General features: G+C 35.3%; 15 protein-coding genes and 1 riboswitch. Of the genes, 2 read left to right on the top strand and 13 right to left on the bottom strand.

Annotated features, from left to right (window positions below; translation table 11 throughout):
* Window positions 1-27: 27 nt before the first annotated feature.
* On the top strand, window positions 28-477 hold the full coding sequence (locus AC0UBM_RS12005; RefSeq protein ID WP_475688765.1) for a hypothetical protein: 450 nt from the start codon (window positions 28-30) through the stop codon (window positions 475-477).
* Between the two features lie 62 nt (window positions 478-539).
* Here AC0UBM_RS12005 and AC0UBM_RS12000 read toward each other — a convergent pair whose 3' ends face one another.
* The 4 genes from AC0UBM_RS12000 to AC0UBM_RS11985 are packed head-to-tail and all read right to left on the bottom strand — an operon-like array spanning window position 540 to window position 4,473.
* Entirely contained in the window at window positions 540-1,622 is a 1,083-nt protein-coding gene (locus AC0UBM_RS12000; protein WP_414036728.1) for a chorismate mutase, read from the bottom strand.
* Between the two features lie 14 nt (window positions 1,623-1,636).
* A complete protein-coding gene (locus AC0UBM_RS11995) occupies window positions 1,637-2,488 on the bottom strand; it encodes a prephenate dehydrogenase (RefSeq protein ID WP_414036727.1) in 852 nt (283 codons plus the stop codon).
* Between the two features lie 6 nt (window positions 2,489-2,494).
* The gene (locus AC0UBM_RS11990) at window positions 2,495-3,649 is read right to left on the bottom strand and encodes a pyridoxal phosphate-dependent aminotransferase (RefSeq protein WP_475688764.1); all 1,155 of its coding nucleotides are present in this window, start codon (window positions 3,647-3,649) and stop codon (window positions 2,495-2,497) included.
* Window positions 3,646-4,473 (bottom strand): prephenate dehydratase, encoded by an 828-nt coding sequence (locus AC0UBM_RS11985; RefSeq protein WP_475688763.1) that lies wholly within the window; start codon window positions 4,471-4,473, stop codon window positions 3,646-3,648. The genes AC0UBM_RS11990 and AC0UBM_RS11985 overlap by 4 nt, the downstream gene beginning before the upstream one ends.
* Window positions 4,474-4,759: 286 nt before the next feature.
* Between AC0UBM_RS11985 and gldA the strand changes: the two genes are divergently transcribed.
* Window positions 4,760-5,656 carry a gliding motility-associated ABC transporter ATP-binding subunit GldA gene (gene gldA / locus AC0UBM_RS11980; protein WP_475688762.1) on the top strand — a complete coding sequence of 299 codons (897 nt, stop codon included), beginning with the start codon at window positions 4,760-4,762 and terminating at the stop codon, window positions 5,654-5,656.
* Here gldA and AC0UBM_RS11975 read toward each other — a convergent pair whose 3' ends face one another.
* The 9 genes from AC0UBM_RS11975 to AC0UBM_RS11935 all read right to left on the bottom strand — a co-directional run bounded on the left by AC0UBM_RS11975 (window position 5,657) and on the right by AC0UBM_RS11935 (window position 15,495).
* Window positions 5,657-6,406 carry a head GIN domain-containing protein gene (locus AC0UBM_RS11975; RefSeq protein WP_475688761.1) on the bottom strand — a complete coding sequence of 250 codons (750 nt, stop codon included), beginning with the start codon at window positions 6,404-6,406 and terminating at the stop codon, window positions 5,657-5,659.
* 3 nt (window positions 6,407-6,409) lie between these two features.
* The gene (locus AC0UBM_RS11970) at window positions 6,410-7,501 is read right to left on the bottom strand and encodes an acyloxyacyl hydrolase (RefSeq protein WP_475688760.1); all 1,092 of its coding nucleotides are present in this window, start codon (window positions 7,499-7,501) and stop codon (window positions 6,410-6,412) included.
* 33 nt (window positions 7,502-7,534) lie between these two features.
* Window positions 7,535-8,491: a methylenetetrahydrofolate reductase [NAD(P)H] gene (gene metF, locus AC0UBM_RS11965; protein WP_434036955.1), complete on the bottom strand. Its 957-nt coding sequence runs from the start codon at window positions 8,489-8,491 to the stop codon at window positions 7,535-7,537.
* Window positions 8,491-8,733, bottom strand: coding sequence for a hypothetical protein (locus tag AC0UBM_RS11960; RefSeq protein WP_414036720.1), 243 nt, complete (start codon window positions 8,731-8,733; stop codon window positions 8,491-8,493). The genes metF and AC0UBM_RS11960 overlap by 1 nt, the downstream gene beginning before the upstream one ends.
* A 12-nt stretch (window positions 8,734-8,745) precedes the next feature.
* Window positions 8,746-11,427, bottom strand: a complete 2,682-nt coding sequence (metH, locus tag AC0UBM_RS11955) for a methionine synthase (protein ID WP_475688759.1) — start codon at window positions 11,425-11,427, stop codon at window positions 8,746-8,748.
* Window positions 11,428-11,452: 25 nt separating this feature from the next.
* The gene (locus AC0UBM_RS11950; protein WP_434036958.1) at window positions 11,453-12,454 is read right to left on the bottom strand and encodes a homocysteine S-methyltransferase family protein; all 1,002 of its coding nucleotides are present in this window, start codon (window positions 12,452-12,454) and stop codon (window positions 11,453-11,455) included.
* Window positions 12,455-12,504: 50 nt separating this feature from the next.
* Window positions 12,505-12,621, bottom strand: a riboswitch (SAM riboswitch).
* Window positions 12,622-12,698: 77 nt separating this feature from the next.
* Window positions 12,699-13,592 (bottom strand): cysteine synthase CysM, encoded by an 894-nt coding sequence (cysM, locus tag AC0UBM_RS11945; RefSeq protein WP_475688758.1) that lies wholly within the window; start codon window positions 13,590-13,592, stop codon window positions 12,699-12,701.
* On the bottom strand, window positions 13,585-14,352 hold the full coding sequence (epsC, locus tag AC0UBM_RS11940) for a serine O-acetyltransferase EpsC (protein WP_414036716.1): 768 nt from the start codon (window positions 14,350-14,352) through the stop codon (window positions 13,585-13,587). Before epsC ends, cysM begins: the two co-directional genes overlap by 8 nt.
* Before the next feature lie 90 nt (window positions 14,353-14,442).
* A complete protein-coding gene (locus AC0UBM_RS11935; RefSeq protein ID WP_038526783.1) occupies window positions 14,443-15,495 on the bottom strand; it encodes an NAD(P)/FAD-dependent oxidoreductase in 1,053 nt (350 codons plus the stop codon).
* Window positions 15,496-15,527: the final 32 nt, after the last annotated feature.

The following is a 15,527-nucleotide window of genomic DNA, read 5'->3' as shown; positions in this document are numbered from 1 at the left end:
TTTTCATTAATTTTTAAACCTGAACTTATGAATCGATTGTTATTTATTGCTCTGTTATGTTTTATGTGCTTTACAGAGGTAACGGCACAAGTGGAATACAAAATTATCACATCTGTAGAATCTATTGTTCCTAACGGAATAGGACGATCTCGCTTAATTTCGTCTGTCGATGAACGTGATTACAAAGATTTCACATCTGAACAAACTACTGAGGAATCCAAAAGAAACAAATCTGATCGCGGGGATTTACGCGTGAAGAATTATGAAGAAACTAAACTTTTAAATTTCTATAATGTTGCCGGAATTCGTTTTCAAAATATCGCTTCTAATGATGCTGTAGTGAGCTCTAAAATAAACACCATGACTGAAGAAGGTTGGGAATTGGCTTTTGTAAGCAGTGCTGTTGAAAGCGATGCAGGAACAAACGATGGACAAGGAATTTTTATAACGCGTTATTTTTTTAAAAGAAATAAATAAAACAGACTAAAAAAGGGCCCGCAATTGCGAGCCCTTTTGATTATAGTATAAAAAATACAATCTTATTTATTGATTATTTTTTCTTGGTGATTAATAGATTCTTGGTGAATTGCCTTGAACATTTTTAAGATAAATTCTTCACTTAAACCATGCTCTTGTCCTTCTAATACCATCGCTCCTAAAATTTCATTCCAACGCTTACTCTGTAATACAGATACGTTTTTCTGACGTTTTAATGTTCCAATACCATCTGCAACAACCATACGCTTACCTAAAAGATCGATAACTTGATTATCGATAATATCGATTTTAGCTCTTAAATTACTTAAAGCCGTTAAATAATCTGCTTCAGAATCTGTTTCTTTTCTAATTTTAAGATCTTTCATGATCTGAACAAGAACAGAAGGTGTTACTTGCTGTGCCGCATCACTCCAAGCATTGTCTGGATCGTAATGTGTTTCAATCATTAAACCGTCAAAGTTTAAATCTAATGCCGTTTGACATACATCAAAAATCATATCACGTTTTCCTGTAATATGTGATGGGTCGTTAATTATTGGTAAATCTGGGAATTTAGATTGTAATTCGATCGCTAATTGCCATTCTGGATTGTTTCTATATTTTGTTTTCTCGTAAGTTGAAAACCCTCTATGAATAACCCCTAAATTTTTAATGTTAGCTGTTGCTAAACGCTCTACAGCACCTAACCACAATGCTAAATCTGGGTTTACTGGGTTTTTAATCAATACAATTTTATCTGTTCCTTCTAATGCATCTGCAATTTCTTGAACGATAAATGGGCTAACTGTAGAACGCGCTCCAATCCATAATAAATCTACGTCGTGTTCTAAAGCTAATTTTACGTGTGCTGCATTTGCTACTTCGGTAGCAATTTTCATTCCTGTTTCTGCCTTAACACGTTGTAACCATTTTAAACCTAAAGCACCAACTCCTTCGAACATTCCTGGTCTAGTTCTTGGCTTCCAAATTCCTGCTCTAAAATAGCTTACATCTGTATCTTTTAACTCATTTGCAATTTTTAATACTTGCTCTTCTGTTTCTGCGCTACAAGGACCTGCGATTACTAATGGGTGATCTAATTTTAAATCGTCTAACCAGGTTCTTAATTCTTTCTTGTTTTCCATAATGTTACTACTTTTTAAGCAATTCCTTTTAAAATATCTTTAATGCGATTTGTGTTTCTCATCTCGTTAAAAATAGCTTCAAAGTCATCTTTCTCTAATAAAATTTTAAATTGATTAAGGTTGTTAATATATTCATCTAATGTCTCAATAACATTAGTTTTGTTTTGTTTAAAAATGGGTGTCCACATATTTGGTGAACTTTTTGCTAAACGCACTGTCGATGCAAATCCACTCCCCGCCATATCAAAAATATCACGTTCGTTACGTTCTTTATCGATTACCGTTTTCCCTAACATAAAGGAGCTAATATGCGATAAGTGCGACACATAGGCTATATGTTTATCGTGCGATTCTGGATTCATATATCGAATACGCATACCTAAATCTGAAAACACACGTAAAGCACGTTCTTGCAATTTAAATGCTGTTTTCTCGACTTCGCAAATAATGTTTGTTTTGTCTTTAAACAAACCATTAATCGCGGCTTGAGGTCCTGAAAATTCTGTTCCCGCTATAGGATGACACGATAAATAATTTCTTCTATTTATATGGTGTTCTACCTTATGACAAACATCTAGTTTGGTAGACCCAACATCTATTACCAAAGTATCGTCAGACACTAAATCTAAAATCTTTGGAAGTAATTCTACCGACGCATCTACAGGAATAGACAAAATAACGAGGTCTGCATTTTTAACAGCATCTAAGGTTCCTTTTTCATCTATTAATCCGCTTACTAAAGCTTGATTAACATGATCGGGATTTTTATCTACACCAATTATCTTAGTTTCTGGATGCACCTTTTTAAGGTCTTTTACCATACTCCCACCAATTAGACCAATACCTATTACTACTATATTATCCATAAGTATTTAGTTTTGAGTTCTAATTCGGGTAATTGCTTCTTGTAATTGCTCTTCTGATGCACATAACGAAAAACGAATATAGCCTTTACCTTGACTTCCAAAAATGATTCCTGGAGTGATGAAAATTGAATTATCATATAAAATTTTATCAATAAACGATTCGGCATCTACACCCGCTGGTAATTTAGACCATACAAATAAACCTGTGGTACTCTCGTCGTAAGTACAACCTAATAAATCTGCAAGTTCCCAAACCAGTTTACGTCGTTTTTCATAAGCCACATTTAGGTTTTTAAACCATTCGTCTGTACTTTTTAAAGCTTCAATAGCACCTTTCTGTATGCCGTAAAACATCCCAGAATCCATATTACTTTTAACTTTTAAAATAGCGCCTAAATGCTCGGCATTTCCTAAAACCATTCCAACGCGCCAACCTGCCATGTTAAATGTTTTGCTTAACGAATTAAGCTCTACACATACATCTTTTGCTCCTGGAACACTTAAAATACTTGTCGGATTGTTGTTTAAAACAAAACTATATGGGTTATCGTTAACAATTAATATATCATTACGCTTGGCAAAAGCAACCAAATCTTGGTATAAGGCTTCGGTAGCATTTGCACCCGTTGGCATATGCGGATAATTAACCCACATCACTTTTACTTTACTTAAATCTGTTTGCTCTAAAGCATCTAAATCAGGTAACCACCCATTGGTTTCATCTAAATCGTAAGTCACCGCTTTCGCTTCAACTAATTTAGTAACCGATGCATAGGTTGGATATCCTGGATTCGGAATTAAAACCTCGTCCCCAGCATTTAAAAAAGCCATAGAAATATGAAGAATGCCTTCTTTACTACCCATTAAAGGCAAAATTTCTGAAGCCGGATCTACATCTACACCAAATTGTGCTTTGTAAAATGCGCCCATAGCTTCACGCAATTCTGGCAAACCTTGATAACTCTGATATTGGTGTACATTTGGGTATTTAAAACTTTCGGTAATAGCATCTACTACACGTTGTGGTGGCATTAAATCTGGGCTTCCTATCCCAAGATTTATTATCGGTTTTCCACTTGCTTTTAAGGCATTTACTTCTCTTAATTTTTTAGAGAAGTAGTATTCCTCGACCGTTTGTAACCTGTTTGCTACAGTTATCATAATTTTGCGTTTTTATATTCGCCAAGTACTTTAAATTCCTTCACCATAATATCTAATATGGATTTTGCTTTCTCGAAATTGCTATATTTTAAGAATGTTACATCCACAAAAAATGCATATTTCCAAGGGGTTTCAATCTTTGGTAACGATTGTATTTTAGTTAAACTCATTCTACAATCGCTAAGTACATTTAAAACACTTGCTAAGCTACCGCGTTTGTGTTCTGCCACAAATCGGATAGACGCCTTAGTAATTTCACTTTCATCTAAAACAGAATTCTGTGTTTTTACTATTACAAATCGCGTTTCGTTTTCTTTTATCGTCTGAATACTTTCAGCCAAAATTTCCAATCCAAAAATTTCTGCAGCCGTTTTACTTGCAATAGCTGCAACTCCCATTAATTGATTTGTTTTAATACGCTCCGCAGTTTCTGCTGTATCTTTATCTTCTACCAACTTAATATGCGGGTAATCTTTAAAGAAAATTTTACACTGCAATAAAGCCATAGGATGCGAATACACTTCTTTAATGTCTTCTATTTTCTGACCTGGATAAGCCATTAAATTATGCTGAATATCTAAATAGTGTTCCCCGATTATATGAAGATTAAACTTATCTATTAACGCGTAATTTGGTAAAATTGATCCAGCAATGGTATTCTCCAGAGCCATAACCGCCACATCACTTTTTTTACTAATAAGATTATCGACCACAGCGTCGAAAGACATACATTCATCAATTTCTACATCGTTATCAAAATACGTTTTAGCAACGATGTGATGGAATGATCCCTTTATACCTTGAATTGAAACTGTTTTTACCATATATAAAAAAAGTCTCGATTTTCATCGAGACTTTATATTAAATTTATCCTTATAAATTACACATACAACGCCTCATTCCTCTTGCTAAAAAAGAAATAGAAAAAATTAAAATATGTGAAACTTGTATTTTGCATATATTGCTTTTGTGGCCACTAAATTAGATAATAATTTCACATTACAAAACATTTCAATTATTTATTTTGATTTATCTATATAGTTTTAAAGAAATTAAGGTTATTCGTAAAATAAATTATATAATGTTTACTTTTGAGTAAAGTATAGTAAAATGTCAATAAAGGTAGAAGAACTTAGTAAAGTGTATGGTACTCAAAAAGTACTAGATAATATTTCGTTTTCTGTAGGAAAACCAGAAATTGTTGGTTTTTTAGGACCAAATGGTGCTGGAAAATCTACAATGATGAAAATTTTAACCACTTTTATAGATGCCTCTTCAGGTAAGGCTGAAGTGAATGGCTTTAATGTTCAGGAAAACATGAATAAAGTGCAACAGAGTGTAGGATACCTTCCCGAACACAACCCGTTGTATTTAGATATGTATATTAAAGAATATTTAGCGTTTAACGCAGATATATACCACGTCCCTAAACAACGTATTGCCGAAGTTATTGAACTCACAGGTTTAACGCCGGAATCCCATAAAAAAATCGGTCAGCTTTCTAAAGGATATCGCCAACGTGTGGGCTTAGCCAATGCCTTACTACACGACCCTGAGGTATTGATATTAGACGAACCTACAACGGGTTTAGATCCAAATCAATTGGTGTCTATTCGCGAACTGATTAGAGATATTGGAAAAACAAAAACGGTTTTTCTGTCTACCCACATCATGCAAGAGGTTGAAGCCATGTGCGACCGCGTAATTATTATTAATAAGGGGCAGATTGTTGCAGATAAGAAGTTAAAAGATTTACAGGCAGGAAAAGCTCAAGTTGTTTTAGTGGAGTTTGATTTTCGTGTAGAAGATGCGTTTTTACTCCGTTTACCACATGTTACTTCTGTAGCCAACACTTATGGATTTGTATATGAAATCACTTTTGCAACGGCTGAAGATATGCGTCCGAAAGTATTTGATTTTGCCCATGACAATGAATTGAAAATTTTTCAACTGACTCAGAAAAACGAGAGTTTAGAAGAGCTATTTAGGACAATGACACAAGATTAATTAATCTTCGAAATATAATTGTCCTTTAAATTTTACATCGACGTCTATAGTTGCAGGTCTGTTTTTAGATATTAAATCGCCTGTACTTACTAGCTCTCCGGTTAAGGATTCTTGCGGATTAACAATAATATCGTTACTACCTCTATGGTAAACATTTACGGTATTTGCTATTAAATTGGCGCCCTCAAAGCGTCCGCCTCCAGCATAAAATCCAACCGATAGTGTATTAGAGTTTCCAGATATATAATAAACCGAAATATTATTAGACACCACATCTAATTCTTCTACGTCTACTTGTAATCTAAAATCGCCCACAGTAAAAACTTCGGAATTATTATAATCTTCCGAGAACAGTTCTAGTTTATCAAGTGTTAGAACACCTTCAGATTTTATTTCGAACTGCGTCGAACTTCTAATTACATTAAAAGATGGTGCTGTTATTGTAATCTTAGTAGGGTCGTAATCTCTAAACAAGTTACACGTATTGTGATCTGTTAATTGTAATTCACCAGCGACAACTTTAACCTCAACATCGTTCATTAAGTTTTCGCCAGTTTCGATAAGCGCTTTTAATTTTGCGCCCTGAATTATAGTTAATTCTATATTTCTATTCACTAGAATTTTTTCAAAAGCATCTAATTCTATCGTTTTTGAGATGATTGTTCCGCTTGTTTGAAAACAATCGTTAGCGCTTTCGCTATCGCAAGAGCATACAAATATTACTAATAATATGGCTAATATCTTTTTCATCTTTTACAACCGTATTCCTACTCCAAATTCTACACATTCTGCCTTTGCTCCATGCGTTTTCAACGTAACAGCTCCGAACCATTTTTCTCCAAAATATCGTTTTAATCCAACTCTTAAATACGTTTGGCCTTCAAAATCGAACGGATAATACACGTAGTACCCCACTTGTGTTTCGATAGACATTTTATTTATAAATAGCTCGTGACCTACAAATAAACCTACACGTTTATAATCTGTATCCGCATCTATATTTCGTTCTGGAAAAGCTACCGCATTATATGCTATTAAATCTTTTAGGAAATTAGAAAAAAACACATCTGTTCCCACTTGTACCGCACTTTTTCTAGATAACCGCTTGTCTGCATAAGCAGAAAGCACATAAAAAGAAGATTGGCCCATCCCGATAACATCACTTTCATTAACACCACTACGAAAAGCCAAATTATATTTTATAGGCTGCGTGAATTTTTCTGTAACTTCAGAATGCACAAACTCAGGATCTTCGTCCTCCAGATTATACGTCACCCCAACATTAAGTGCTACAGTATTAATACTCGCATTGGGCGCCACAAAATTAGCATTAGAATAATGAAGAAGCGATAGGCCGGCCTGAATTCCGAAACGGTCAAAAATACGTTCGCGCTTATAATTCACCATAAAATACGTTCCACTTAAAATGGTAGAACCAAAAGCTGTATTCTTAAAATTATCGTGTTTATCGTACGGATTGGTGTTATAAGCTAGACCTTGGCCAATGCGCAACATTAAATTCCGTTTAAAAAAATAGAAATTGTAATGTGCGTATACCGCATAATTATTGCCTAGAGTTTCATTTTTTAAATTCTGATACGAAAAAGACACTCCATATTCCGGGTAATTATAAGCTTCTTGCCAGTCTTGATTACCGAATGTCTTTTTATTCCACCCCACAATTACACCTTCCGGATGTCCCTGAATAAGGTGTAAAATACTATTATTATGAAGGGCAATATTGCCTCTAAAATAATTGACATCTACATAAGATGAATTTGTTGTCTCTTGTGAAAACACTACAGATGAAATCGCAAAACACAGTAAAAGTAGCAGGTGCTTCATAAAACTATTTGAGGGTCAAAAGTAACAGATTTATTAAAACAACGCAGATGCAATCGCTTTTATATTATCACTTTTCCCCATAGAATAGTAATGTAAAAATGGAACGCCAGCGTCTTTTAATTCTTTAGATTGCTGAATAGCAAATTCGATTCCGACTTGTCTCACCGCTTTACTATCTTTACATCCTTCTACCGCATCGATTAAATCTTCTGGTAAATCGATTTTAAAAACTTGAGGTAAGATTTGTAGATGACGTTGTACAGCGATTGGTTTAATTCCCGGAATAATAGGAATAGTAATCCCGATAGCTCGCGCTTTTTCTACAAAATCGAAATATTTCTGATTGTCGAAAAACATCTGTGTTACCACATAATCGGCTCCGGCATCTACCTTCGCTTTTAATCGTTTTAAATCTGTATTTAAAGATGGTGCTTCCATGTGTTTTTCTGGATATCCAGCCACACCAATACAGAAATCGTAATTATGTTCTACTTTAATATCGTCGTGAAGGTATTTCCCTTGATTAAGATTAGAAATTTGCTCTACCAATTCACTAGCATACTTGTTTCCGCCTGGAGTAGCTTTAAAATACGATTCGTCTTTACGCGCATCACCACGCAAAGCCACCACATTGTCTAAACCTAAATAATGACAATCGACTAAAACATACTCGGTTTCTTCTTTTGTAAAACCACCACAAAGTAAATGCGGAATAGCATCGACTTTATATTTATGCATAATTGAAGCGCAAATACCAACTGTTCCAGGACGCATACGGGTGATGCGTTTATCTAAAAGTCCGTTACCTTTATCGACGTAAACATACTCTTCGCGAGACGTAGTAACATCAATAAATGGAGGTTTAAACTCCATTAACGGATCTATATTATTATATAAATCTTGAATATTTTTACCTTTCTGAGGCGGAATAACTTCAAAAGAGAATAATGTTTTTCCGTTGGCTTGTTTTATGTGATCTGTAACTTTCATTATTTAGTCAATGCCTTTTTAATCGTTTCGTAGTCTTCCTTATATTCCCAATATATAAGTCGACCATCCATGTAATCTGTTAATATAAAATTTTCACTAACCGATTTAATACGCGAAATTGCCACCGTTTTTTTAGTAAAATTTTCGGCTTCTACACGCTCACTAATTTCTTTATTATCAGCATCGAAACCATGAACAATACTATGGCTACCCAAATGTAATTCTATGAATTTCTTACTCATAATTATATTAATTTAATCGGCCAGATTCGGACTTAACCACTTCTCTGCTTCTTCGTTACTAATACCACGACGCTTCGCATAATCGACCAACTGATCGTTAGTGATTTTACCCAAACCAAAGTACTTCGCTTCTTTATTTGCAAAATAATACCCACTTACACTAGCAGCAGGCCACATGGCTAAACTATCTGTTATCTCTACTCCAATTTCTTCCTTCACCTTTAAAAGTTTCCAAATGGTTTTCTTTTCTAGGTGATCTGGACAAGCAGGATATCCCGGTGCTGGACGTACGCCCTTATAGGTTTCTTTAATTAAATCTTCGTTTGAAAGTGTTTCACTAGAATCGTAACCCCAATAATTTATTCTGATTTCTTTATGAAGATATTCTGCAAAAGCTTCTGCCAAACGATCGGCTATGGCTTTTATCATAATCGAATTGTAATCGTCATGATTGGCTTCAAATTCTTTTGCTAAATCTGCTGTCCCAAAACCTGTACTTACACAGAAACATCCCATGTAATCCTGAATTCCGGTGTCTTTTGGAGCAATAAAATCGGATAAAGCAAAATTAGGAACGCCTTCGCGCTTATCTAATTGCTGACGTAAGGTTAAAAAGGTAACTTTAGTTTTTCCGTCTTCATCATAAATCTCAATATCATCGTCATTAATCGTGTTCGCAGGAAACAACCCAAAAATGGCTTTAGCGCCTAATAATTTCTCATCTAACACGCGTTTCAATAATTCTTTAGCATCGGCAAACAATTCTGTGGCTTGCTCGCCTACCACCTCATCGGTTAAGATATCTGGATATCTTCCATGTAAATCCCAACTTCTAAAAAACGGACTCCAATCTATAAATTCTTCCAACTTTTTAAGGTCGAAATCTTGAATAACTTGAATACCCAATTGATTAGGCTTTACAATTTCTGATGTATTCCAATCAATTTTAAATTTACGCTTTCTCGCATCTTCTATCGTAACGAAATTTTTCTTTTTTCCGCGTTTTAAAAACTGTTCACGGAATTTTTCGTACTCCTCACGAATCTGTTCTTTGTACACTTTATTATCTGCTCCTAACAAATTACCTACTACAGTAACTGCTCTAGAAGCATCGTTTACATGCACAACCGCATTTGTATAATTAGGAGCAATTTTAACTGCAGAGTGTGCTCTAGAAGTTGTCGCTCCACCAATAAGTAATGGAATTGTAAACTTCTGACGTTCCATTTCTTTAGACAGGTACACCATTTCGTCTAGAGATGGTGTTATTAATCCGCTTAATCCAATGGCATCTACATTCTCGGCTTTTGCTCTTTCTATAATTTTTTCTGGGGGCACCATAACACCAAGATCTACAATCTCGTAATTGTTACAACCTAGAACAACACTTACAATATTTTTACCAATATCGTGAACATCCCCTTTTACGGTAGCCATTAATATTTTACCAGCAAACTCTTGTTTTCCGTCTTTTTCTGCTTCAATAAAAGGCTGTAAATAAGCCACAGCTTTTTTCATGACACGTGCAGATTTAACAACTTGAGGCAAGAACATTTTTCCGCTCCCAAATAAATCTCCCACGACATTCATTCCTATCATTAAATGACCTTCGATAACATGAATAGGTTTTTCACTTTCTTGTCGCGCTTGCTCTACATCTTCAATAATAAAAGCGTCGATACCTTTTACCAGAGCGTGCGTAATTCTATCTTGCAATTCGTGACTACGCCATTCTAAGACTTTATCGCCGTCTACCTTCTTATCTCCTTTTACAGTTTCTGCAAAATCTAGTAAACGCTCTGTCGCATCATCACCTCGATTAAATAATACATCTTCGACATGCTGTAAAAGATCTTTCGGAATTTCGTCGTAAATCTCCAACATGGTCGGATTTACAATTCCAATATTCAGTCCATGTTTAATAGCGTGATATAAGAATGCTGAATTTATCGCTTCACGCACTACCGTGTTTCCTCTAAATGAAAACGACACATTACTCACGCCTCCAGAAACACTTGCATAAGGTAAATTCTCACGAATCCATTTTGTGGCATTAAAGAAATCTAAGGCGTTTAAGCGATGCTCATCCATTCCTGTTGCTACTGGAAAAATGTTTGGATCGAAAATAATATCTTCGGGTGGGAACTTCACTTTATCGACTAAGATATCGTAAGAACGCTTACAAATGTCTATTCGACGCTGATACGTATCGGCTTGTCCATCTTCATCGAATGCCATAACAACCATTGCGGCACCATAGCGTTTTACCAATTTTGCATGATGAATAAATGCTTCTTCACCTTCTTTTAAACTGATCGAGTTAACTACCGATTTTCCCTGTACCACTTGAAGACCGGCTTCAATAATATCCCATTTAGAACTATCAATCATGATAGGCACACGAGCAATATCTGGTTCTGAAGCAATTAAATTCAGGAATTTTACCATGGCTTCTGCACCATCTAACATTCCTTCGTCCATGTTTACATCGATAATTTGCGCACCACCTTCTACTTGGTCGCGGGCAACATCTAAAGCTTCATCGAATTTTTCTTCTTTAATTAATCGTAAGAATTTTCTAGAACCGGTAACATTAGTTCGCTCTCCTACATTTATAAAATTACTTTCTGGAGTCACGATTAATGGCTCTAATCCAGAAAGACTTAAATATTTAGGTTTGTTATTTTTTGACATGCTGTTTTTTCTTTTCGATTCTCAATTAAGCGCTAACAACGGCTTGTCTAGGTTTATATTTTGCAGCAACTTCTGCAATCAGTTTAATATGTTCTGGCGTTGTACCACAACACCCTCCAATAATATTAATAATATTTGCTTTTAAGTAGTTCTCTATAAGTTCTTGCATTTGCTCTGCAGATTGGTCGTATTCACCAAAGGCATTAGGCAACCCTGCATTGGGATGCGCAGAGGTATAGAAATCTGTTTCGTTAGATAAACGTTGTAAATACGGCTGTAATTGATCGGCTCCTAAGGCGCAATTAAATCCAACACTTAATAATGGAATATGAGAAATAGACAATAAAAAAGCTTCTACAGTTTGGCCGGACAATGTTCTTCCAGATGCATCTGTAATGGTTCCAGACACCATAATAGGAATTTTAATGCCACGTTCTTCTTGCACTTGATCTATTGCAAACAATGCGGCTTTCGCATTCAACGTATCGAAAATGGTTTCTACTAAAAGCATATCTACACCACCATCTAACAACGCTTCTGTTTGTTGATGATAGGCTTTTCTTAATTCTTCGAAAGTTACTGCACGATATTCTGGACGGTCTACGTCTGGAGATAAACTTGCTGTACGGTTTGTAGGCCCAATACTTCCAGCGACAAATCGTGGCTTATCCGGATTTTCTTTCGTCATTTCTTCAGCTACTTCTTTTGCAATTCTAGCCGATTCGAAATTAAGTTCGTAAACCAAATCTTCCATGTCGTAATCTGCCATTGCAATAGTTGTTCCCGAGAAGGTATTGGTTTCTACAATATCTGCTCCTGCTTCGAAATATTTTCGATGAATAGCTGCTATGGCTTGCGGTTGGGTTAACGACAATAAATCGTTATTTCCTTTTAAAGACGTTGGGTAATCTTTAAAACGTTCACCTCTAAAATCTTCTTCAGAAAAATTATAACGTTGCAACATGGTACCCATAGCACCGTCTAGCACTAAAATACGTTGTTGAATGGCTTGATAAATGTTTGACATTTTTGATGTTTTATATCAGTATGTCATCAGGAAAGAAAGGAATTTCTCTTGGGTTATCTGCCCCTTTGAAAGTGATTTCATTGAGTAGAATGTAGCACCTTCTTTAAGTGTGGTAAAGGGTTGCTAAGGCTTCACCGGGTCTATCCCTCTGCCTTTCGTGATAACGAATTATTATGGTTATGAACTAAGCTACAAATAAAAGTAATAATTTTTTATTATCCTCATTTTTGAAGCAATTATTATGCTAATTCTCGAATAAATCCGAAGATAAATAACGATCTCCACGATCGCAAATTATGGCGACTACCACACCAGATTCTAAAGTGTCTATAATTTTTAGAGCGCTAGCAACAGCACCTCCACTACTCATACCTCCAAACACACCTTCTTCTTTGGCTAATCGCTGTGTCATAATTTTAGCATCTTCTTCGCTAACTTCAACCACTTGGTCGACTTTAGTTTTATCGAAAATTTCTGGCAAATATGCCTCTGGCCATTTTCGAATACCTGGTATTTTAGCTCCATCTTTAGGCTGTGCACCTACAATGGTAATAGTTTTATTCTTTTCTTTAAGAAAAGTAGAAACACCCATTATAGTTCCAGTAGTTCCCATGGCAGACACAAAATGAGTTATTTCCCCATCGGTAGCCTCCCAAATTTCAGGACCTGTAGTTTTATAATGCGCTTTCCAATTGTCTGGATTTGAAAACTGATTTAGCATAAAATAACCTTTTTGGTCACGTAACTCGATAGCTAGATCCCGAGCGCCTTCTATTCCTATTTCTTTAGGGGTTAGAATTAACTCTGCCCCATAGGCTCGCATACTTTTTATACGCTCTTCAGTAGAGTTTTCGGGCATAACAAGCACCATATTAACGCCCAATAAAGGAGCGATAAAAGCTAATGCAATTCCGGTATTTCCACTAGTCGCTTCAACTAAAGTATCGCCTTTTTTAATATCACCACGTTGTAATGCTTCGTTAATCATATTAAACGCGGCTCTATCTTTTACACTACCTCCTGGATTATTTCCTTCCAACTTAAGAAGTAGTTTAACATTAGGATTATTGTGTAAGTGCGTAGCCTCTACTAAAGGCGTTCGACCTATTTGATCTAAAATGCCTTCCGTTTTAATCATGCTTACGCGATCTAATATTAAACTCTTTTTGATAGGTTAAAATTGAACCTTGAGGCACTGAAACTGTTACACAAACATTTGCACCAATAATAGTGTCGGCACCTATAACAACATCGCCACCTAAAATGGTTGCGTTTGCATAGATGATAACATTATCCTCTATAGTAGGATGACGTTTTGTAGCAGACAAACTCTTTTTAACTTGAACACCTCCCAAGGTTACCCCTTGATAGATCTTAACGTTGTTTTTAATGATCGAAGTTTCTCCAATTACAATACCTGTGGCATGATCTATAAAAAATGAATCTCCAATTTCTGCACCAGGATGGATATCTGTACCTGTAATACCGTGGGCATACTCACTCATCATTCTAGGAATAACAGGCACTTTAAGGTTAGATAACTCATGACTTAATCGATAAATTGCAATGGCATAAAAACCAGGATATGCCAAGTATACTTCTTCTAAACTTTTAGCTGCAGGATCGTTTTGCTCGATCGCAATAGCATCTAAATCTAAACGACGTCTAATACTAGGTAAGTTATATTTAAAAGTCTCCCAAATTTGAAAAGCATTATCAATCTCTAGTTTTTTGCTCATTTCAATGAACAAATTTTCTAAATGCTGAAGCTCTGTTGCGGGTTCATCGTCGAACATTACATAAAACAAGTGTTTTGTAAATGTTGCAATGGAGTCTTTTAGTCTAACATTATATGTCTTTGAAACCAATTTATTTTGCAATTTAGTATCTTCTATCATAAAAACACATCTTTAATTTTAAATAACAGTCGGATTTATTTCAACTAATTTACAGTCTATTTTACAAAACGACTAATTTAAAACCAGATTTTATACAATAGCTTGAACCACTGCTTTTGGAGCTTCTTTACGTGTACCATCAAAACCATCAATTCCACTTACCGTTGTGTATTTAAGCACATACTTTTTACCTGGATTAATAATTTTATAAGCCGATTGACACATTAAAGTTGCCTCGTGGAAACCACAAAGAATTAATTTTAACTTTCCAGGATACGTATTTACATCTCCAATAGCGTAAATTCCAGGAATGTTTGTCTGATAATCTAAGGCATTATCTACTTTAATAGCATTTTTTTCTATCTCTAATCCCCAATTTCCGATTGGTCCTAATTTTGGAGACAATCCGAATAATGGAATAAAATAATCTGTATCTATTGTAAACTCTTCATCTGCTTTTTTAACAGTCACGCCTTCAATATGATTTTCTCCAGCAACGCCAACAACTTCTGCAGGTGTCACTAAATTAATCTTTCCTAGAAGTTTTAATTCTTGAACTTTTTCTACAGAATCTAAAGCACCACGGAATTCGTTACGTCTGTGAATAAGCGTAACTTCTGAAGCGATATCGGCTAAGAAGATACTCCAATCTAGAGCAGAATCTCCTCCACCTGAAATAACAACACGTTTATTTCTATATTTTTCCGGATCTTTAATAAAGTAATCTACACCGTGATCTTCGTAATTTGCAATATTTTCAATCAGTGGTTTTCTAGGTTCAAAAGAGCCTAAACCACCTGCAATAGCTACTACTGGTGCTTGGTGTTGAGTGCCTTTATTTGTTGTAACAATAAACGATCCATCTTCTTGTTTCTCTATAGTTTCAGCACGCTCTCCTAAGGTAAACCCTGGCTCGAATTGCTTCCCTTGCTCTAACAAGTTTTTAGTTAAATCTCCAGCTAATACTTCTGGAAATCCTGGAATATCGTATATCGGTTTTTTAGGATAAAGTTCTGAACATTGCCCACCAGCTTGTGGTAAAGCATCAATTAAATGACATTTAAGTTTTAATAATCCTGCTTCAAACACAGTAAATAGTCCTGTTGGTCCTGCTCCTATTATTAGTATATCTGTTTGTATCATTTTGATAATTTTTACTGAAATAACGTTTTTAT

The sequence above is a fragment of the Formosa sp. F44 genome, from assembly GCF_056238645.1.
Note: the sequence above shows the minus strand (reverse complement) of the source record. Positions and strands in the feature narration are given on the sequence as shown.

What these genes read in the sequence shown, in the direction of transcription:
- AC0UBM_RS12005 (WP_475688765.1), top strand. Translation starts at nt 28, where the DNA reads ATGAATCGATTGTTATTTATTGCTCTGTTATGTTTTATGTGCTTTACA.
- AC0UBM_RS12000 (WP_414036728.1), bottom strand. Translation starts at nt 1,622, where the DNA reads ATGGAAAACAAGAAAGAATTAAGAACCTGGTTAGACGATTTAAAATTA.
- AC0UBM_RS11995 (WP_414036727.1), bottom strand. Translation starts at nt 2,488, where the DNA reads ATGGATAATATAGTAGTAATAGGTATTGGTCTAATTGGTGGGAGTATG.
- AC0UBM_RS11990 (WP_475688764.1), bottom strand. Translation starts at nt 3,649, where the DNA reads ATGATAACTGTAGCAAACAGGTTACAAACGGTCGAGGAATACTACTTC.
- AC0UBM_RS11985 (WP_475688763.1), bottom strand. Translation starts at nt 4,473, where the DNA reads ATGGTAAAAACAGTTTCAATTCAAGGTATAAAGGGATCATTCCATCAC.
- gldA (WP_475688762.1), top strand. Translation starts at nt 4,760, where the DNA reads ATGTCAATAAAGGTAGAAGAACTTAGTAAAGTGTATGGTACTCAAAAA.
- AC0UBM_RS11975 (WP_475688761.1), bottom strand. Translation starts at nt 6,406, where the DNA reads ATGAAAAAGATATTAGCCATATTATTAGTAATATTTGTATGCTCTTGC.
- AC0UBM_RS11970 (WP_475688760.1), bottom strand. Translation starts at nt 7,501, where the DNA reads ATGAAGCACCTGCTACTTTTACTGTGTTTTGCGATTTCATCTGTAGTG.
- metF (WP_434036955.1), bottom strand. Translation starts at nt 8,491, where the DNA reads ATGAAAGTTACAGATCACATAAAACAAGCCAACGGAAAAACATTATTC.
- AC0UBM_RS11960 (WP_414036720.1), bottom strand. Translation starts at nt 8,733, where the DNA reads ATGAGTAAGAAATTCATAGAATTACATTTGGGTAGCCATAGTATTGTT.
- metH (WP_475688759.1), bottom strand. Translation starts at nt 11,427, where the DNA reads ATGTCAAAAAATAACAAACCTAAATATTTAAGTCTTTCTGGATTAGAG.
- AC0UBM_RS11950 (WP_434036958.1), bottom strand. Translation starts at nt 12,454, where the DNA reads ATGTCAAACATTTATCAAGCCATTCAACAACGTATTTTAGTGCTAGAC.
- cysM (WP_475688758.1), bottom strand. Translation starts at nt 13,592, where the DNA reads ATGATTAAAACGGAAGGCATTTTAGATCAAATAGGTCGAACGCCTTTA.
- epsC (WP_414036716.1), bottom strand. Translation starts at nt 14,352, where the DNA reads ATGATAGAAGATACTAAATTGCAAAATAAATTGGTTTCAAAGACATAT.
- AC0UBM_RS11935 (WP_038526783.1), bottom strand. Translation starts at nt 15,495, where the DNA reads ATGATACAAACAGATATACTAATAATAGGAGCAGGACCAACAGGACTA.